This is a genomic window from Mangrovimonas sp. TPBH4, assembly GCF_001280505.1.
In the GTDB taxonomy this organism is placed as follows: domain Bacteria; phylum Bacteroidota; class Bacteroidia; order Flavobacteriales; family Flavobacteriaceae; genus Mangrovimonas_A.
This window is the reverse complement of the sequence record NZ_LBIO01000042.1, coordinates 88,748-107,974: the sequence shown is the minus strand read 5'-3', so window position 1 is coordinate 107,974 and position 19,227 is coordinate 88,748. Positions and strand designations below refer to the sequence as shown.

Annotated in this window: 17 protein-coding genes; 8 read left to right on the top strand and 9 right to left on the bottom strand. The window is 39.2% G+C overall.

Annotated features, from left to right (window positions below; genetic code table 11):
• Positions 1-66 precede the first annotated feature (66 nt).
• The 7 genes from ZA05_RS06205 to ZA05_RS06175 all read right to left on the bottom strand — a co-directional run bounded on the left by ZA05_RS06205 (position 67) and on the right by ZA05_RS06175 (position 8,006).
• Positions 67-1,521, bottom strand: a complete 1,455-nt coding sequence (locus tag ZA05_RS06205; protein ID WP_053990819.1) for a TolC family protein — start codon at positions 1,519-1,521, stop codon at positions 67-69.
• Positions 1,511-4,753 carry an efflux RND transporter permease subunit gene (locus ZA05_RS06200; protein WP_053990818.1) on the bottom strand — a complete coding sequence of 1,081 codons (3,243 nt, stop codon included), beginning with the start codon at positions 4,751-4,753 and terminating at the stop codon, positions 1,511-1,513. The genes ZA05_RS06205 and ZA05_RS06200 overlap by 11 nt, the downstream gene beginning before the upstream one ends.
• A gap of 21 nt (positions 4,754-4,774) precedes the next feature.
• A complete protein-coding gene (locus ZA05_RS06195; RefSeq protein ID WP_053990817.1) occupies positions 4,775-5,857 on the bottom strand; it encodes an efflux RND transporter periplasmic adaptor subunit in 1,083 nt (360 codons plus the stop codon).
• A 154-nt stretch (positions 5,858-6,011) separates the two neighbouring features.
• A complete protein-coding gene (locus ZA05_RS06190) occupies positions 6,012-6,425 on the bottom strand; it encodes a hypothetical protein (RefSeq protein ID WP_157514568.1) in 414 nt (137 codons plus the stop codon).
• Between the two features lie 203 nt (positions 6,426-6,628).
• Entirely contained in the window at positions 6,629-7,015 is a 387-nt protein-coding gene (locus ZA05_RS06185; RefSeq protein WP_053990815.1) for a hypothetical protein, read from the bottom strand.
• A 303-nt stretch (positions 7,016-7,318) separates the two neighbouring features.
• Positions 7,319-7,618 carry a thioredoxin gene (gene trxA / locus ZA05_RS06180; protein WP_053990814.1) on the bottom strand — a complete coding sequence of 100 codons (300 nt, stop codon included), beginning with the start codon at positions 7,616-7,618 and terminating at the stop codon, positions 7,319-7,321.
• On the bottom strand, positions 7,608-8,006 hold the full coding sequence (locus tag ZA05_RS06175) for a DUF302 domain-containing protein (protein WP_053990813.1): 399 nt from the start codon (positions 8,004-8,006) through the stop codon (positions 7,608-7,610). The genes trxA and ZA05_RS06175 overlap by 11 nt, the downstream gene beginning before the upstream one ends.
• A gap of 152 nt (positions 8,007-8,158) precedes the next feature.
• Here ZA05_RS06175 and ZA05_RS06170 point away from each other — a divergent pair, with 152 nt between their 5' ends.
• The 3 genes from ZA05_RS06170 to ZA05_RS06160 all read left to right on the top strand — a co-directional run bounded on the left by ZA05_RS06170 (position 8,159) and on the right by ZA05_RS06160 (position 10,747).
• Positions 8,159-8,566, top strand: a complete 408-nt coding sequence (locus ZA05_RS06170; protein WP_053990812.1) for a gamma-glutamylcyclotransferase — start codon at positions 8,159-8,161, stop codon at positions 8,564-8,566.
• A gap of 88 nt (positions 8,567-8,654) precedes the next feature.
• A complete protein-coding gene (locus ZA05_RS06165) occupies positions 8,655-10,340 on the top strand; it encodes an RluA family pseudouridine synthase (RefSeq protein ID WP_053990811.1) in 1,686 nt (561 codons plus the stop codon).
• A 56-nt stretch (positions 10,341-10,396) separates the two neighbouring features.
• Positions 10,397-10,747, top strand: coding sequence for an SdpI family protein (locus tag ZA05_RS06160; RefSeq protein WP_053990810.1), 351 nt, complete (start codon positions 10,397-10,399; stop codon positions 10,745-10,747).
• Positions 10,748-10,758: 11 nt separating this feature from the next.
• On the opposite strand, the gene ZA05_RS06155 is transcribed toward ZA05_RS06160, so the two are convergent.
• On the bottom strand, positions 10,759-11,739 hold the full coding sequence (locus ZA05_RS06155; RefSeq protein ID WP_053990809.1) for an AraC family transcriptional regulator: 981 nt from the start codon (positions 11,737-11,739) through the stop codon (positions 10,759-10,761).
• Between the two features lie 113 nt (positions 11,740-11,852).
• Between ZA05_RS06155 and ZA05_RS06150 the strand changes: the two genes are divergently transcribed.
• Positions 11,853-14,198, top strand: coding sequence for a TonB-dependent receptor (locus ZA05_RS06150; protein ID WP_197276054.1), 2,346 nt, complete (start codon positions 11,853-11,855; stop codon positions 14,196-14,198).
• 63 nt (positions 14,199-14,261) lie between these two features.
• Positions 14,262-15,392, top strand: a complete 1,131-nt coding sequence (locus ZA05_RS06145; RefSeq protein WP_053990807.1) for a PepSY domain-containing protein — start codon at positions 14,262-14,264, stop codon at positions 15,390-15,392.
• Between the two features lie 57 nt (positions 15,393-15,449).
• On the opposite strand, the gene ZA05_RS06140 is transcribed toward ZA05_RS06145, so the two are convergent.
• The gene (locus tag ZA05_RS06140) at positions 15,450-15,905 is read right to left on the bottom strand and encodes a hypothetical protein (protein ID WP_053990806.1); all 456 of its coding nucleotides are present in this window, start codon (positions 15,903-15,905) and stop codon (positions 15,450-15,452) included.
• Positions 15,906-16,259: 354 nt separating this feature from the next.
• Here ZA05_RS06140 and ZA05_RS06135 point away from each other — a divergent pair, with 354 nt between their 5' ends.
• From ZA05_RS06135 to ZA05_RS06125, 3 genes are all read left to right on the top strand, one after another.
• Complete coding sequence (locus tag ZA05_RS06135) at positions 16,260-17,066, top strand: response regulator transcription factor (RefSeq protein ID WP_053990805.1); 807 nt, start codon at positions 16,260-16,262, stop codon at positions 17,064-17,066.
• A 141-nt stretch (positions 17,067-17,207) separates the two neighbouring features.
• Complete coding sequence (locus tag ZA05_RS06130) at positions 17,208-18,608, top strand: T9SS type A sorting domain-containing protein (RefSeq protein ID WP_157514566.1); 1,401 nt, start codon at positions 17,208-17,210, stop codon at positions 18,606-18,608.
• Positions 18,609-18,749: 141 nt separating this feature from the next.
• Positions 18,750-19,202 (top strand): hypothetical protein, encoded by a 453-nt coding sequence (locus ZA05_RS06125; RefSeq protein ID WP_157514564.1) that lies wholly within the window; start codon positions 18,750-18,752, stop codon positions 19,200-19,202.
• The last annotated feature ends 25 nt before the right edge of the window (positions 19,203-19,227 follow it).

The window sequence follows — 19,227 nt, the reverse complement described above, 5'->3', positions numbered from 1 at the left end:
CCCCATTGTACTTTTCATTACACATGGGGGTTCTCATCAACCAACCATAATTCCTATACCAAGGAATTAATTCCATCCGCCCCCGAGGGCTTTATACATTGTTACAAAAGCAGTCATTTGCTCTTTTTTGGTTTCAACCAATTCCATCTTCGACTCCAATGCATCCCTTTGGGTCAACAACACTTCCATATAGTCTGCTCTCGCCGACCTAAAGAGTTTATTAGTAATATCGATAGACTTTGTTAAAGCTTCAACCTGTTGCTCTTTTAAGTGGTAACTTTCTCTTAGATTATCAATCTTGGAAACCCCATTAACCACTTCAATGTAGGCGCCCAAAATGGACTTCTCGTATTCAAAAATGGCCTGTACCTGTCTGTCATTGGCATTAAAATATTCCGCTTTAATAGCATTTCTATTGATAAGCGGCGCCACCATATCACCTGCCAAAGTGTACAGCAATGAGGTTGGCGTATTGAATAGATATTTTAAACTGAAAGCCTCCAAGCCAACACCAGCCCTAATCGTAAAGGAAGGGTAAAAATTAGCCTTGGCCACTTTGACATCCAATTTGGCGGCTGCCAATTCGTATTCCGCTTGACGGATATCGGGTCTATTGGCTAACAATTGCGATGGGACTCCTACAAAAATCGTGTCCATTTCGGTATCGATAAACCCTTCAGATTCGCGATTGATATGTTGAGGCGACCTTCCTATCAAGAAATTGATTCGATTTTCGGCCTCTACCACTTCCTGTTTTACTGAATACAGTTCACTCTTGTTCTTAAAAACCTCAGCTTCCAAACGCTGAACCCCCAATTCGGTGGCCTTGGCTGCTTGCTTCTGAAGACGAATGGTCTTTAAAGCATCTTGCTGCAGTTGTAAGTTTTGAGTGATAATGGCCAATTTATTATCCAAAGCCTGAAGCTCATAATAGGATTCCGCCACTTCAGAAATAAGATTGGTTACCATAAAGTTCTTCCCTTCCACCGAAGACAAGTACTCCATGACTGCCGCTTTTTTGGAATTGCGCAACTTTTTCCACACGTCCACTTCCCAAGAAGCAATAGCTGCCACTTGGAAGTTAGGCAGCGGCTCCGGAAACTCTTCTCCAGGTCTGATATCTGTATTGGCATCGTTGGCACCTTGACTGGTATAACGTCCCACTTTTTCTACTTCACCAGCGGCTTGAATATCTACATAAGGTAAATACTCTCCTTTTCGAGCACGAATTTCATTCTTAGCCATATCCACTTGCATCAACATGATATTAAGCTCTTGATTGTTCACCAAAGCCGTATCGATCAAAGCCGTTAAATAGTCATCCTTGAAGAATTCCTTCCAATTGATCTTGGCAGAATTGCTCGTATCTACCACAACCTGCTCTGAGAAAGTTTCTGGCAATGCTGTGTTCTCATCCCTAACGTCCTTGGTGGGCACACAACTGGTAAAAGCGAACAGCACAAATCCCACAAGTGCTCCAATTTTGAAATTGAAGGTTTTAAAAACTGATTTATTTCTCATTGTTTCCTTTCATTAGTTTTTTGATTTGTTTGTTCATCTCTTTCAGACGCTGCCTTAAAGCACTTTCTTCTTCACCACGTCTCACAAACTCTTCAGAAATTGGTTCTTGGTGCTCATCCTTGATCAAGCTTCTTCCTTCTGCCATTTTTCCAAAAATGTAATACAACCCTGGAATGACAACCACTCCAAAAAGAGTTCCTATCAACATTCCTCCCAAAGAAGAGCCTCCAATGGTTCTATTTCCGATAGCCCCAGCACCAGTAGCGATTACCAAGGGCACCAATCCAGCTATAAAGGCAAACGATGTCATCAAAATAGGTCGGAACCTCATTTTGGCTCCTTCAATAGCCGCTTCCAAAACGGTAGCACCCTGCCTGTGCCTTTGCACCGCAAACTCCACAATAAGCACGGCGTTTTTACTTAGCAATCCAACTAGCATGATCATCCCAATTTGAGCATATACATCGTTGGATAGTCCCATGGCCTTCAACATTAAAAACGATCCAAATACTCCAATTGGCAATGACAACAACACCGCCAACGGCAATAGGAAACTCTCATATTGAGCTGCCAATACAAAGTACACAAAGATCAACACCACGATGAAAACATAAAGAGCATCGTTACCGCGTTGCGCTTCGTCGTACGAAAGACCTTCCCAAGCAATATCATACCCACGAGGCAAGGTTTGTTGCGCTACTTCTTGAATGGCCTTAATGGCATCATCACTAGTATAACCTTTTGAAGGCAACCCTCGAATGGCTGCGGAATTATACAAATTGTATCGGGTAATCTCGTTAGGTCCCAATTTCTTTTCCAACGTCATGAAAGAAGAATAGGGCACCATTTCGCCTTCTTCATTTTTCACAAAAAGTTTTTCCAAATCGGTTGGCAAGCTACGGTACTCCGGAGCCGCTTGAGTATACACTTTGAAAAAGCGTCCAAACTTGATAAACCCTTGCTCGTAGGTACTACCAATTAGAATATTGAGGTTTTCCATGGCATTTCCAATGGAAACCCCTTTTTGCATGGCTGCCTTATTATTGATCTTCAACTCATATTGTGGATAATTGGCCGCAAAGAAGGTAAACAAACCGCTCAACTCCTTACGCTGTCCCAGAGCTTCCAAAAACTCGTTGTTGATTCTTTCAAATTCATGATAATCGGTACCGTTGGTTTTATCCAATAATCTTAAGGAGAACCCTCCCGAGGACCCGAATCCTGGTACCGCAGGTGGTTCGAAGTATTCAATGACCGCTGCAAGATCCTTGCTTTCCTCTTCCAGTTCTTCCATGATTTCGTGTACCGAATGCTTACGGTCCGACCAAGGCTTAAGGTTAATCAAACAGGTTCCTGCGTTGGAACCACGACCTTCGGTCATAATTTCATACCCTGCCAAAGACGATACCGATTCCACGCCTTCAATCTCTTCACACATCGCCTGAAGTTTTCTAGCGACATCATTAGTACGCTCCAAAGTAGCTCCCGGCGGTGTTTGAATGATGGCATAAATCATCCCCTGGTCTTCACTAGGTATAAACCCTGAAGGCACCACTTTATTCACCAATCCAGTTCCGATACAGAAAGCTATCAGCACTCCAAACGTAATCACCCTTCTATGAACAATAAGCTTCAGGAATCCTACATAGCGTCCCGTCAATCTTTCAAAAAGACGGTCAAAACTATCAATGAAACGGTTCATCAATGATTTCTTTCTTGGCTGTCCATGATTGTTCTTTAAAATCATGGCACATAATACAGGCGTTAATGTCAAGGCCACTATGGCTGAAATTACAATAGCACCAGCCATGGTAATGGAGAACTGTCTGTAGAACACTCCTACTGGCCCATTCAAAAATGAAATAGGGATGAAAACCGAAACCATTACCAAGGTAATGGCAATAATAGCCCCTCCAATTTCACCCAATACTTTACTGGAAGCCTGATAAGGCGTGAGATGTTCTTCTTCCATCTTGATATGGACGGCCTCCACAACCACAATGGCATCATCCACCACAATACCAATGGCCAATACCAAGGCGAAAAGAGTGATCAAGTTGATGGACAAGCCGAATATTTGCATCACAAAAAAGGCCCCTACCAAGGATACCGGAACGGCAATAATGGGGATTAACGTAGAACGCCAGTCTCCCAAGAATATGAACACCACAATAGCCACCAAGATGAAAGCATCTCGAAGCGTGTGCAATACCTGCTCTATGGAAGCATCCAAGAAATTGGAAACGTCATAACTGATTTTATAATCCACCCCTGGAGGCAAATCTTCCTTGAGTTCCTTTAATTTTTCTTTTACGGCCTTGATAACATCACTTCCGTTACTTCCGAAAGTTTGTTTTAACACGATAGAAGCCGAAGGCTCCCCATCGAGATTGGAATAGATATCGAAGAATTCACTTCCCAGTTCCACATCGGCAATGTCGCCAAGGGTAATCATTTCCCCTTTGGAATTGGCCCTTACAATGATCTCCTTATACTCTTCAGGCTCGTTATAACGGTCACGATAGGTCAATACATACTCCAAGGATTGGGATTTTTTCCCTGAACTTCTACCAATACGTCCTGGACGTGCCAGAATACTTTGGTCCTCCATCGCCTCAAGCACTTCTTCCGCCGAAATATTATAGGCACGCATACGATCTGGTTTCAACCAAACCCTCATGGCAAATTTACGGCTCCCTAAAATTTGGGCACTCGCAATCCCATTGATCCTTTGAATCTCTGGAACTATTCTGGTGTACGCATAATTGTAAAGAAACTTTTCATCTGTATTGTCCTTTTTGCTATAAAGGTTCACATACATCAACATACTAGGCTGAACCGGCGTAATAATTACCCCTTCCCTTTGCACCAATTCTGGCAAAAGCGGCATTACTTGGTCCACTCTGGTCTTAACCCGGACGACGGCATCGTTGGGATCGGTACCTGGATCGAAAATAATTCTTACCGTTCCTTCACCTGCACTGGTGGCATCGGAAGCAATATATCGCATTCCTTGCACTCCATTAATGGCGGTTTCCAAAGGAATCAAGGTTGACTTTACCAAAACGTCGGCACTCGACCCTGGATAGGCTATGAATATGTTAACAGTGGTTGGGGCAATTTGGGGAAATTGCGAAATAGGCAACTGCTTTATCGCCAATAACCCCACAAAAACTATCATTACCGAAATGACAATAGCCAATACCGGTCTATGAATAAACTTTTTAAACATGATCTAAAATTTTTGGGATTATTATTCGGCGTAAACGTCCAAATGGACCAAAACCTCATCTGGTTGCTCTAGCTCATAAGCAATTTTCTGACTGTCCTTAACCAAACGGATGCCTTCCAAAAGAATGATATCCTTTTCATCAAGACCACTTTCAACTACAAACAAATGCGAAAGCTCTGCGCCTACCTTGATTTCCTTTTGTCTAACAATGTGGTCCTGATCTACCACAAACACGTAACGTTTATCCAAAACCTCAAAAGTAGCCTTCTGCGGAATCAACATGGCATGTTTTAAAGGCGTCGTCATTAAGACCGTTCCTGTTTCTCCATGACGCAATATGCCATCAGGATTTTGAAAGGTCGCTCTAAAGGCAATATTTCCTGTTTCGTTATTGAATTCTCCTTCAATGGTTTCAACAACACCTTTTTGGTTGAATGTTTTATTGTTGGCCATTAACAAACGAACCTCTTTTTTATCGTCTTTGTTTTGACTCATGACATAATCCAAATACTCGGCTTCAGGCACATTGAAATATACCCACATCTGACTGTTGTCTGAAAGTGTTGTCAACAACTCTCCTTCATCCAACATACTACCTTCACGCACATGAAGGTGGTCCATAATCCCATCAAAGGGCGCTTTAATATTGGTAAATCCTAAATGGGTTTCTGCCAAGACAACCTCAGCCTTAGACTTTTCGTAATTGGCCTTTGCCAGGGCCAATTCGTTTGGAGACACAACATCATTGTCTGCCAACAATTTGGTATTCTGGTATTCAATAGAAGCAGCCTCACTTTCGGCCTTTGCCTTTTGAAGCTCTGCTTGATAGATATTCGGCATGATCTGGAACATCATCTGTCCCTTTTTCACCTTTTGACCTTCATCTACTCTAATGTCTTGCAGGTAGCCCTTTTCCATAGCTCTGATCTCGATATTTCGGATAGAATGCACCTGACAGACATATTCCTTGGTAATGGAAGTGTCCCTATACACAGGATTGGTTACCTGAAAGGTCCGTTCTTCGTGCTTTTCTTCCTTGTGCGAGTTACAACCTACACTACATACCATGGCCAATAGACCAACGTAAATTGGGAATCTCTTCATAATAATTTTTGTTTGTATAAAGCTCCTTGGCTTTATGTTTGAATAGTTTGAAAAAAGTATGAATTGAAATAGGCAACATGTCCGCTAAAAGGTCTAGATCCTCAGGACATATTACAGAAGTTAGGCAATATTAAATTGCCTTAATACGCAAAAATCAAATCCTGAACACTTGGTACAGGACGGATATTTTTTGGGATGGTAAATGCACATGGCACTTACTAAAAGGTAGATGTTTTTTCTTTTCAGCAAGAATAAAGCCGATAGCAAGAGCAAAGCAAATTGCCGAAATGTAGTAGTACTGCCCTTCTAATTGTTTTTTAAAATCGTAAATGTGAGCGTTCTCCTCTTCAGGTTCTGCAATGGAAACCTCAAGAACGGGCATTTCCTTTTCAGAATGGGACCACCCCTTTGTAATAAAAGAGTTGTGTTGGCCTTGCTTAGCTACACTCTGATTTTGATTAACGTGAACACTCCCATTGCCTTCTGAAGAAAAATTGGCAAAAGCTTGGCCGTACCCAAACATAAGTACCGCACAAACAAATAAGAAATATTTTAGGAATGTTCTCATCATTTGGGAGGCAAAACTAAAAGAAGCGAAGAACCCAAACAAATTTTAAACATTAAATATTTGCAAAAAAGTGTTGCTTTTGTGAATCCCCAGATTTTAGACAGTTGAATTTAGAGATACACAAAAAAGAAGCAAGCAGAAAATAATAAATTGCAACTCCCTATGAATCACCGACCAATAGCAATTAACAAAACACGAAGAAATCAGGAAGCCTCTCCTTCCAATTCTGCCATTTTCTTGCCAACATGGGTAATGACTTCATTGTATTCCTTAGTAGGACTAAAATCAATAAACTTGACATTCTCCTGAACTACAGCGGTATGACCTGCAGGCAAATAAAATACATCGCCTTCTTGTAACAGGTCTTCTTTCCCATCGTCATACAGCACCAAAAGTGCCCCTTCAATAATGTATCCCCAATGTGGGCAATGACAACTGTTGTTCTCCAATCCGTCTAAAAGTGGCGTAAAGTCGGTTCCGGCTGGTAATTCATTATAACAAGCGGTCATGGCTCCAAAGTCGGCCTGAGCACGCATGATAGCATCTGGAGATTCCATGGTAGCTGGGATGTTTTCCTTGTTGATTTTCATGGCCTTAAATTTTAAGTATCAGAAAGTTACGAAAAAATATACTCGTTTTAACAGTGCAAATACGACAGTTATCCACAGGCAATTTTTCAACACCCCTAAAACCATCTGTTAACATTCCATCATTAAAGTTAAGCATTCCTTAACCCAAGAACCCCTTCATTTCACTCATGAATAAGTTTCTTTGCGACTCTTTAACTGGACAACTATCGATGAAGCCTGCCTTTGTTATGGCTCCTTAAAACATCGATGAACTTGAGATGAAAGGCGTGGTTTCAGCTCCCACGCCTTTTTTACTTTACCCAACTAAGAATTTGCCTTAATCACCTGAATGATATCCTCTTTCTGAAGCACACCAGATTGTCTCCAAACCTGTTGCCCATTTTTAAAAAGCAACATTGTAGGTACTCCCCGAACCTGATACTTGGCCGCCAAGGCATTATTCTTATCCACATCTATTTTTACAATCTTAACGGTGTCGCCAAGACTTTCCTTAACCTGTTTTAAAATAGGCGCCAACATTTTACATGGCCCACACCAATCCGCAAAAAAATCTACCAATACAGGGGTATCGGCATTAACAATCTCATTAAAACTACGCTTCATTTTTAAGGTTTTTGATCACATTTTCTAATTTGGAACTCACTTCTTGGGCAACATCTTCCAAGGTGTCGTTACCCACCGCCTGCATAGACACCATGGGATTGATACAGGACACCTCCATTTGGTCAGGACCAAGCTCCTGAACAATAAAGTTACAGGGCAACATGGTTCCTATTTTATTCTCTGCCCGAAGTGCCTTATAGGCAAATGGCGGATTACAAGCTCCCAAAATTTTATATTTCTTGATATCCACATCCAACTTATTTTTCAAAGTTTGCTTCATATCTATTTCCGTTAATATACCAAAACCTTCCTGTTTCAATAAAGCGGTTACTTTATCTATAGTTTCATCAAAAGTTCCCGTTGTGTTTGTTGAAAAATAATAATTCATACTTTTATTGATTGATTTACAATTACTTAAACAACAAAGTTAAGAAAACCTCAGTTTTATGGCGTGACCTAGGTTACAGTTTTTAAACAGAAAAACACACGGGCCTAAGGGCTATTTTTTATACTTTTAATTATTGATAACAACCTTCTACCATGACTTCTATGGAAACAACCTATTTATTTGTGTACGGCACTTTATTGAAAGATACTGGTCACGAGATGTCTTGCTTTTTACTTGAATATTCGCAATGGATAGGCGATGGTTATTTTTACGGTAAACTGTTTAAGGTCGAAAATTATCCAGGAGCTATTTTAAGTGACGATTCCAAAGATAAAGTCTACGGAAGCATTTACCAGCTTAGCAATACCATTCGTGTTTTTGAAGTTTTGGATAGTTACGAAGGCATAGATCCTCATTCCACAGAACCTGATCTCTACAAACGTATAAAAGTTAACACTTATTTAGAAGATGGCAGCACACTGCTATCCTGGGTGTATATTTACAATTTAGACACAGAGCACCTAGAACAGATCCACTCCGGAAACTACTTGGCACCCTAAAAATCACACTTGCAAGCCTTAGCCTCCCTTAACGACAAAGCTAACATTCATTATTATTTCGTTTCTTTGCGGCACTTTTTCAGAAGCTATGCAACATTTTGGCGACACATTGATACATCCCTTAAAGGCGGATTCGGGAGTAGACTTACCGGAAAAATTCACATTTCCATTTTACTACCAACCCCATCCATTATGCATTCAGGCAGCACAGGATTTGCAAACCTATTTGGAAAACCAAACCGATTTTGAGCATAATTTTGGTTTAGCTCCAGAAATGCAAGGCTTGGTTATTGGAAAAATGTTTGGAGTGATGGTCGTAAAAAACCAACAGAACGAATTGGCTTATCTAGCGGCCTTTTCCGGAAAATTGGCTGAAAGTAATCACCTTAAAGGCTTTGTCCCAACCGTATATGACACCTTAAACAAAGAAGGTTTTTACAAAAAAGGAGAAGCCCAGCTTAATGAACTCAACAGAACCATTGAAACCCTTGAAAGTGCCAACGAATTACTAATGGCCAAAGAACAGCTAGCTGATAGTAAAAGAAACGCAGAAAGGGAGCTTGCAGCGTTTAAGATCATGATGAAGGCCAAAAAGATAGAACGCAATAAACAACGGGATGAAGCCAAAGAAGTTTTAAGCGACAGTGAATTTCAAGCTCTTTTTGAAAGATTAAAAACAGAAAGCATCGGATACCAAATTCAGCTAAAACAACTAAAACAACATTGGGAAACCGCCATAAAAGATGCCGAACTAAACTTAGCCAAAGTCACAGCGCCCATAATCGAGCTAAAAGAACAGCGCGCATCACAATCGGCTTATCTACAAAAGCGACTTCATGAACAGTATCGTTTTTTAAATGCCGAAGGCCTTTCAAAAGATTTATTGGACATTTTTAAAGATACATCATCCCCTGTTCCCCCAGCAGGATCGGGAGAATGTGCCGCTCCAAAACTGTTTCAATATGCCTATCAAAACCAATTGCAACCTATTGCCATGGCAGAATTTTGGTGGGGTGCCTCGCCAAAATCGGAAGTACGCAAACACAAACAGTTCTATCCTTCTTGCCGCAGCAAGTGCGAACCCATTTTGGGACATATGATGCAAGGCTTAATCGTGGAAGACAACCCCATAGAGCAATCCATAACCTACGACAAAGAATTGGACATTGTATTCGAAGACGAGCATCTTTTATTGGTGAACAAGCCACACGAATTTTTGTCGGTACCAGGAAAGACCCAAAACGAATCGGTATTGACAAAAATGAAACAATACCTCCCAAAAGCAAAAGGTCCGCTGCTAGTACATCGTTTAGATATGTCTACGTCTGGCTTACTATTGGTAGCTAAAAACGAGCGCACCCACAAATTGCTTCAAAGACAGTTTATACAACGTACCGTAAAAAAACGCTATGTGGCCCTTTTAGACGGCGAATTAGCAACCACCGAAGGCACCATCGACCTCCCCTTACGGGTTGATTTGGACAACAGGCCTCAGCAATTGGTGTGCTATGACCACGGAAAACCCGCCAAAACGCAGTATGAAGTAGTATCTGTAGAAAACGGGAAAACCCGCATTCACTTCTACCCAATTACAGGACGCACCCACCAACTACGGGTCCATGCAGCGCACAGCAAAGGGCTGCAAATTCCAATAGTAGGCGATGATTTATATGGCACCAAAACCGATAGATTACACCTTCATGCCGAACGTTTAACGTTTACGCACCCTGTTTCCAAAGAGGTCATGACCATCATTTGCGAAGCGCCTTTTTAAAGTAAAGGCATTACTTACTTTTTGAAAAAATTGTATCTTAGGCAAAATAGCTTCCTATGCCAATAGACAATCCCTTATTTTTAATTCCGGCCAGCTCAGGAGCCATTTTTATCTTGGTTGGCCTGATCATGCTTAAGTTTCCTCCCAAAACCATCAACGGTATTTATGGCTATAGAACAGGCCGCTCCATGAAAAACCAGGAACGTTGGGATTTCGCACAAGTATATGCTGCCAAAATATTAATGATTGCAGGGGCCTTCCTTATTATATTCAGTCTATTGGGATTTGTCTTCACCCCCTCACATAAAACAGCAACTGCATTGGGCATGACCTCATTGATTGGTTCAGTAATAGGGATTCTCATTAAGGTAGAACATGCTATCAAACAAAAATTTGGTAAAACCTAGAACAGGTTATTTTAGACCATACTACTTGGCAAGCAACCATAAATTTTCTTGAAGGCCGCCGTAAAATGTTGAGGATGCTTATACCCTACGCTAAAAGCGGCTTCACTTACCGTAAACCCATCATGAACAATAAGTGCCTTAGCCTTCTCCATTCGGAGTTGGGTAATATATTTAAAAATGGTAGTGTCGAAAACAGCCTTAAAACTGTGCTTTAATTTTGAGGTATTCATGCCCGCAATTAAAGCCAGTTCGGGAATGGTAAGTTGCTTGTCCAGATTATGCCTGATATAATTTTCAACTTCCATTAAATGCTGATAATCATCTTTAGGCACCTTAAACTGTGCTTCCACAAAATTATCTTCATTGGTGTTTGCCAACAAATAAATTAGCAGCTCGTTTACTTTGGCCTCTAAATAGGGTTTCTTCAAACTTTTGCAATACTTGCAATGCAATATATCCTGAACATAGATCTGCAATTCTGGGGTAATGGGCTTACTAGTTTCCCATAAAAGAAAGGGTACTTTCTCTGTAATGGCCTTTCCCAATTTCAGAAAAACCGCTTTGAAATCCTTACCTATAATTTTCTTGATATAGTTTTCGGTAAAAACAATTTCCAAAGTCTTCCTGTAGTTGGTCTTGTATTGCAATTCTCCATTTACTTCTGGAAGATAGAACAGATTGTAGTGGCCTCCAGGAATGGCCACTTTTAATGACAATGGATTTGAAGGTGTATACAAACTACTCCCTTCTATTTCAAACTGCAGTTTGAACAAGGGAAAATCATGTTGCACCGCCATGGAATACTCTGTTGTAGACAAATCCAGAGCAATAATGCTTACCCCGTCCAAACGCATCTCGGTTAAGGTTCCATTTTGGGCTTCGTTTTCAATTACTTTTCTTCGCTCTCTATAATCACAACATTTAAAATCTTCTTCAAACTCCTTGACGATAACCTTGTTCTTATTTATGGAGCTTACTAAAATTGATTTCATTTCTTCCTTTTGCGTTATTTAAAAATCCTTTTGCGTTAAAACCAAGCCTATCCCCTGCACTATTTTTGCCCAAAATTACAATATTATTTATAATTAATCTAAATAAAATCAACGTGAACACCAAAAGCCCAAATTCAATTTTTAGTCTGAAAGCAGCCCTGCTCTTGCTTTTATGCAGTTTGCAATATGCCTTTGCTCAAAACAACGGAAATGTAGAAGGACAAATTTTTACTAATGACAATAAGGTTGCCGCATTTGTCAACGTTGTGGTTGAAAACACAAACAAAGGAGGCATTTCTGATGAGAATGGCTACTATAAATTAAATAGCATTAGTGCCGGCAAGCATACCTTGACCTTTTCACTTTTAGGTTTGGAAACCAAATCTATTGAAGTTGAAATAAAAGAAGGGCAAACCACCAACGTTGCCAACATCATTCTGAATTTAACCGAAGAGCAACTGAATGAGGTGGTGCTAGAAGTGAAAAGAAAAAACAAATTCGACCAGAAACAAACCGATTATGTAGCACGTCTGCCTTTAAAAAACCTCGAAAATCCACAAGTGTATTCGGTAATTACGGGAGAGCTCTTGGAAGAGTTACAGGTTACCGACATCCAAAGTACCTTACAAAATTCACCAGGAATCAGCAATGTCATGCAAGGTATAGGCTCTGGAGGTGTTGGGGTAAATCTTTACCTTAGAGGTTTTAGTGCCGATATTGCCACAAGAAATGGTATTGGCACCGCGTTTAGAACCTCAACAGACCAAGCAAATGTAGACCGAATTGAAGTGATTAAAGGCCCTTCCGGAACACTATTCGGAACCAGCATTGTGTCCTCCTATGGGGGTGTTATCAACCTTGTAACCAAAAAGCCCTATGAAAGCTTTGGCGGCTCTGTTGGGTTTTCTACAGGAAGTTTCAATCTGGCTCGTCTCACCGTAGACATAAACACACCTTTAAACAAGGAAGAAACGGTACTTTTTAGACTGAATGCCGCCAAACACTCAGAACATAGTTTTCAAGATGCCGGTTTATCACGAAATTGGTTTGCGGCACCATCGCTAACCTACAAAGCCAATGACCGCCTAACCTTAAACCTGGAGGCTGAACTTTACCGCACCAAAGCCCCTAGTACATACTTCAACCCAAGCAGATCTGGAATTGCTTCATTGGACGATTTGAACTATAACTTTGAACATTCCTACGGTAGCGATTATTTGAACAACGATATTAGATCGTACAATGTATTTGCCAACGCCGATTACAAAATCTCAAACAACTGGACCTCCAAAACCACCTTGTCATCAAGTAATGTGGACAACAGCACTAACTACTTGTTTTTAGATTTTGCAGATGATAGTACTGCCAATAGACGTATTATGAACATTGAAAGCCAATTCAGCGTCATAGAAATTCAGCAAAACTTTATAGGTGAATTTTCCATTGGCAAAATGAACAACAAATTGGTAGTTGGATTGGATTACTACGACCTAAAAACACCTTATAGAAGAACTCAGTTTGTGTATGACACGGTAGGCCCAGACAATCCAACGCCAGATTTCAACATCAACCTTTACGAAAACACATTGGGAGAAACGGAAGCCTTTCGTGTAGGCACAAGAGACCAACATAGTTTCAACATCTACGCTTCCGACGTTTTGGAAATAACCGACAAGCTTTCGGTAATGGCCAGTTTAAGATTAGACAATTACAATGATATTGCCAGCGATTATTCGCAGTCCTACTTAGCTCCTAAATTTGGAGCAGTTTACCAAATAGTAAAAGACAAATTATCCATTTTTGGAAACTATATGAACGGCTTTAAAAATGTTGCCCCAGACCTATCTTCTGGAGAAATAGTTACTCTGAACCCCGAGTATGCCTCCCAAATAGAGGGTGGTGTAAAAGCAGAACTTTTCAAAGGAAAATTAAGCACTATACTTAGCTACTACGACATAACCGTAAAGGATGCCGTTCGCTATGTCCTTGATGGCAGCGTTTACACCCAGGTACAGGACGGCAAGAAAAGCAGCAAAGGTTTTGAGGTAGAAATCATCGCAAACCCATTGAGAGGTTGGAATATTGTGGCTGGTTACGCTAATAACAGCAGTGCTTTTGAAGAAGGCGATGAAGCCATTATTGGAAACACCCCCTATGCTGCTCCAGAAAACGTATTCAACTTATGGACCAGCTATAAAATAGCTGAAGGCCCGGCAAATGGCTTAGGATTTGGATTTGGAACCAATTACGTTAGTGAATCCTATGTAAATGATGCCAATACAATTCTATGTCCAGGGTACACCATTTTAAATGCCAGCATCTTTTACGACAAGCCTAGCTATAGAATTGGTGTAAAATTCAACAATATTACCGATGAAGAATATTGGTCTAACATGGGATCGTATGTACAGCCGCAAAAAACACGTAATACCGTTATAAGTCTGGCCTACAAATTCTAATTTCTAGTTAATAATTATCTTTAGGGACGAAGTGTATTTCGTCCCTTTTTAAGCTGAAAGATCATGGGGAAAAAGAAAGGGAAAAATACATTTCAAAAAGTAGTCGCTTGGATTCATCTATGGCCAAGCCTTGTCGCTGGTATCATTGTGCTGTTTGTATGCTTAACAGGAACCATTATTGTGTACTGCGATGAGATTTTAGAGTTGAGCGCGGGAGACGCTCTTTATGTAAAAGCCGAAACACAAAAGATAACACAAAAGGAGATGTATGATATCATCAAGGATATCAACCCAGATTATCACATCTCAGAAATTGTTTTTTATAAAGACCCCCAACGCAGTATTCGTCTTCGCGTTTTCAATATGAAAACAAAAGACCTATTCATGATTTATATGAATCCCTATTCCGGTAAAGTTCTTAAGGAAGACCACACTATCTACTTCTTTTACATTACCGCCCATTTACACGCCCAATTGTTGGCTGGTCCAGTAGGGTCTTGGATCGTGATTATATCCACCATTATATTTTTAATAGGTTCCATAACAGGCTTGATTTTATGGTGGCCAAAAAAATGGACAAAAGCCACGCGTAAGGCCAGTTTCCAAATAAAATGGAATGCCAAGTTTAAGCGTTTAAACTATGACTTGCACAATGTATTAGGATTTTACTCTTTACCTTTCTGTATCATTTTAAGTCTAACGGGACTCCTAATATTCTTTCATCCTTTAATGGATTTAACCATTAAAATTTCGGGAGGCGACAAGATTGGATTACGTGATCAAATACCACCGGCAGACAGTACTTGTGTTTCCCAAGATATGGTAAAACTAGCCTACAAAACCCTAAATGAAGATTACCCCAACAAGCAGGCCGTAAACATTTGGGTCTATGAATTGGACAAAATGGGAGCCCTAACCTTTGGTTCGGGTACTCCGGGATTAAAAAGTATTGAAAATGCCGACTACACTGTTTGCGACCGTTACACAGGAGAAAAACTTCAGTTGCCACAAAAAAGTGTGCTTCACGAAAAGACTGAAAATGCGATGTGGCAATTACATATGGGGCAATGGTGGGGCCAAATTGGGAAATTGATAACATTCCTCACCGGCGCAATAGCGACCTCACTATCCGTGACTGGTTTTATAATTTGGTGGGGGAAACAAAAAAAGAAAAAGAAGTCTAACCGTAGCTAAAACCATAAAACAGTGAACCACCTGATTTAGGTGGTTCTTTAGTAGTAGTTATTAGGCTTAATTTGCGTCTATCAAAGGCATTGCCGTTTGCAGCTCGTTGTCGATGGAGGTTTGCACGTACAGTTCAAACTGGACAAATTTTGCGGCAGTTTTGGCCCCAAATTCCTTTTCATATTTTTTATAATATTTCCAGAGGGTTTTATCACTTTGGTCCCTGATGGAAAATGTTTCCTTAACTATTTCAGACGCCTGTTCGTCCGTAAAGGTTCCATATTGGTAAGCATACTTTTTCAACAGCTCAATACGTCTGTTGGCCAAATCCTTACGTTCTTCGGTGTAATCATTATAGATTTCCCAGAACTTAGCACTTTGCGAAGTCTCCAAATCCATGAATTCGCCAAGAGCTGTTTTCTTTTCAGCATTAAATACATCCTTAAAAGCTTCCATTTCTGCCGTTTGGGCAAAAGTTTGAAAACCAAACAAAAGCATTCCTATCAAGATTATCTTTCTCATAGTTAGTAATTTTTTAGTTATCAAAAATTAGATTAACGAAGTTATCGCATTATTCTGAAAAAACAAAAAAATAACAACCACAAACACCTGAATACCAACACAAAACAAACCTAAAGAACCGAAAATTATCATTTTTATTCACAAATGGTATATTTAGCATAGAGATATTGAGTAGAAGCCTCAAAAATCCGCCTCCAAACCAACTACAATTCAACCACTTTAAGATACTTTCTGTATTCAAAACAAAGACCAAACTAGCCTTTTATCGGACAAAACAGCGCTTCATCTATAATAATTGTCACAACTAGCATATCTCAATAATTTATAATCTCCCAATAAGCTAAAACAATTGAAATGGACACCAACCACCAACCAGCCACCATTATAGACTTTTGGAAGGAAAATTATACCAAAAACATAGGCCATGCCGAGACTTTTAAAAACTCGGAAGAGCTTATTAAAATTGCTAATATTTTTTCTCCCGGGGCCAGTTATTACTACATCCTCAACCTTAAAACCCTAACAATAGAGTACATTTCGCCAAGTGTTGAAAAAATTTTGGGCATCCCTGCCGAGGAAGTCACCATGGAAAAAATGCTCGCCAAGGTACAACCTGAAGAATTCCAAAAAATTCTAAAAAAAGAAAAGGTGATCCAGGATTTTTTCTTTCGGTTCCTACCCAAAAACGACATTCTTTCCTATAAAATAATTTTCACCTACAACAGGTTTGACGATTGTAAGCAGTTAAAAACGATGATGGTACAAACCTCAATAATTGCACTTAGTGAAGAAATACTGCCCAAACACATCATTAGTATCCATACTGATATTAGCCACTTAAAAGTAAAATCGACAAATGAGGTTTCGTTCATTCATTTGGATGGCGAAAAGTCCTATTACAATATTAGCAGCCATACAGGATGCTTTTGCCCAAACAACTCCATTGACGAAAAAAAGGACTGGTTCGAAACCATCACCAAGCGCGAAAAAGAAATTATTCAGCATTTGGCCAAAGGGGAAAGTACCAAAACCATCGCCAATTTGCTACACATATCAGCCGAAACCGTAAAAACACACAGACGGAACATCGCTTTAAAGTCTGGCGCCAGCAACACTGTAGAATTGGTAAGCCAGTGCATTAATGCCGGGATGATAGTTTAAGTCCTTTGAGCAACAGCATCGAAATGTCCCACCTTATTAAATACAGTTTTTTCATACAATTTTTACCACAAATTTCTATCTTTAATAAATTAACCAACTAGGCCGATATAAGATGCTACACTCTTAGTGTTTAACTTTATTGTGGCTGTAATTAAAGAAATGAGACATCTAACAATAGTCATCCTATTCATAAAAACCCTGACTTGTTTTGGGCAAACTGAAGAAATCCAAACAGAAATCAAGTCGGAAAACGCTTTTGATTTATCAATTATCAAGGTTTATCCTGATTCATTCCCTAATGTTTCCGTAGTGTTTCAAGCTAAAAATAAATTTGGTAAACCATTATGGACTTTAGACAAATCTGAAATACAAGTCACAGAAAACCACAAAGATTGTGACGTAATTCAATTGTTAAACATCTCTAAGGACAAACCCATTAATATTGGATTAGTATTCGACCATTCTGGTTCTATGGTTGATAATCCGGCTCAAATGCCACAAGACTTAGAAACGATGCAGGATTACTATTTTTCTGGCTTACCAATGCCTGAAGACTATGTTATGGCAATTGACTATGCTAAAGAAGGAGTTCTAGGTTTTTTAGATGAAACCAAACCATCAAACGATTCAATTTCATTTGTAGGCTTCTCAACAACAGTTGATAAAATATACCCGCTAACCAATGACGTATCTGGAATTAAATTATTTGTAGAAGAAGTTTCACCTAATGGTAGAACTTCATTCTATGATGCTTTATTCTTAACTATTGAAAACCTTTCTAAAGGATCAAGTAAATCTGTTATTGTAGCCCTTACAGATGGTCAAGACAATGAATCAACACACACATCACAGGAAGTTATTGATTTTGCAAATGACAAAGAGATTGCAATCTACACCATTGGATTGGGCAATGTCAATAGCACTCTCCTAGAGCAAGTATCTCAAAAAACAGATGGACTTTACTATTACACTAACGACCCTAAAAAACTAAAAGATATATATCTAAACATTAAGGAACAAATAAAGTCCATTTATCAAGTTGACTATACTTCCAATACTCTAGACTATCTAGAAGAAGAAAGGCTCATTCAATTTTCATTTGTAAATGATACGCTTGAATTTTCCGAAAATTCTTCTATCTATTCTCTGCCAGAGGAAGTTATTTCTTACTTAAAGGAAAAGGAGGAGGAACGGATATCATCTAAAAGAAACCGTTTTATTTTTGGAGGCCTTACGATATTATTGCTAGGCCTTGGAAGTTTTATAGTTTACAAAAGGAAAAAGGAAGAGCTTATCATAGCAAAAACATATCCAAATCCATTTGAAAACGAACTGACAATTAAATATAATTCACCTAAAAATTCAACAAATACTGCCCTAAAAATCATTGACATGAATGGAAATTTGGTATTTCATAAAACTCAAATAAATAGTAACGGCATAGAACGGTTGAATTTAGAAAGTTTAGAAAATGGAATGTATATAATTCAAATTTTTAATGACGATAACATGTCTGAAACCGTTAAAGTGGCGAAAAACTGACAAGACAGAAATGACTTTAATTCATTGCTCGATAAATGTTAAACTAAATATCGCTACCTTTAATTTGGCTCGATTCCTACTTCAAACACCTACATAGTTTCATATTAACAAAATCATTACCAAGCCCATTGGATATAATTTATGAAATACACGATACTACTAGACAAATATCTGTTTTTGTGGAAAGAAAGAAATGAAAATGTCATTATTGCAGAAATAAGACATTACATAAAAAATGGATTTGGTGGAACGTTAGAAACAGTGATTGGAAATCTAGTATGTTATAAAGAATATAGACCTGTCCATTGGAGAGTTAAAGTTGTTTTACGAGAGGATATTAAGTACAGTCAGACACAAAATCAAGTTTTTGTATTTACCAAGTCAGCCTATAAACGAAAACTAAATCTCTATTTTGCCAAACTGAAAGATTTTGTCTATCCAAGGTTTAAAGCAGAAAAAGAGCTTGATATAGAAATAAAAAAACACTTGTTGGAAAACAATTGGATCTCCAAACCTTTTTCAATTTCTCGTTCAATAGAAAAATCGGAAAACTTTGAGTTTATTGGTAAAATTGAAGAATTTGACCATACCTGAAAATTTGAAAAGGAGATAGGCAAAC

What these genes read in the sequence shown, in the direction of transcription:
- ZA05_RS06205 (WP_053990819.1), bottom strand. Translation starts at nt 1,521, where the DNA reads ATGAGAAATAAATCAGTTTTTAAAACCTTCAATTTCAAAATTGGAGCA.
- ZA05_RS06200 (WP_053990818.1), bottom strand. Translation starts at nt 4,753, where the DNA reads ATGTTTAAAAAGTTTATTCATAGACCGGTATTGGCTATTGTCATTTCG.
- ZA05_RS06195 (WP_053990817.1), bottom strand. Translation starts at nt 5,857, where the DNA reads ATGAAGAGATTCCCAATTTACGTTGGTCTATTGGCCATGGTATGTAGT.
- ZA05_RS06190 (WP_157514568.1), bottom strand. Translation starts at nt 6,425, where the DNA reads ATGAGAACATTCCTAAAATATTTCTTATTTGTTTGTGCGGTACTTATG.
- ZA05_RS06185 (WP_053990815.1), bottom strand. Translation starts at nt 7,015, where the DNA reads ATGAAAATCAACAAGGAAAACATCCCAGCTACCATGGAATCTCCAGAT.
- trxA (WP_053990814.1), bottom strand. Translation starts at nt 7,618, where the DNA reads ATGAAGCGTAGTTTTAATGAGATTGTTAATGCCGATACCCCTGTATTG.
- ZA05_RS06175 (WP_053990813.1), bottom strand. Translation starts at nt 8,006, where the DNA reads ATGAATTATTATTTTTCAACAAACACAACGGGAACTTTTGATGAAACT.
- ZA05_RS06170 (WP_053990812.1), top strand. Translation starts at nt 8,159, where the DNA reads ATGACTTCTATGGAAACAACCTATTTATTTGTGTACGGCACTTTATTG.
- ZA05_RS06165 (WP_053990811.1), top strand. Translation starts at nt 8,655, where the DNA reads ATGCAACATTTTGGCGACACATTGATACATCCCTTAAAGGCGGATTCG.
- ZA05_RS06160 (WP_053990810.1), top strand. Translation starts at nt 10,397, where the DNA reads ATGCCAATAGACAATCCCTTATTTTTAATTCCGGCCAGCTCAGGAGCC.
- ZA05_RS06155 (WP_053990809.1), bottom strand. Translation starts at nt 11,739, where the DNA reads ATGAAATCAATTTTAGTAAGCTCCATAAATAAGAACAAGGTTATCGTC.
- ZA05_RS06145 (WP_053990807.1), top strand. Translation starts at nt 14,262, where the DNA reads ATGGGGAAAAAGAAAGGGAAAAATACATTTCAAAAAGTAGTCGCTTGG.
- ZA05_RS06140 (WP_053990806.1), bottom strand. Translation starts at nt 15,905, where the DNA reads ATGAGAAAGATAATCTTGATAGGAATGCTTTTGTTTGGTTTTCAAACT.
- ZA05_RS06135 (WP_053990805.1), top strand. Translation starts at nt 16,260, where the DNA reads ATGGACACCAACCACCAACCAGCCACCATTATAGACTTTTGGAAGGAA.
- ZA05_RS06125 (WP_157514564.1), top strand. Translation starts at nt 18,750, where the DNA reads ATGAAATACACGATACTACTAGACAAATATCTGTTTTTGTGGAAAGAA.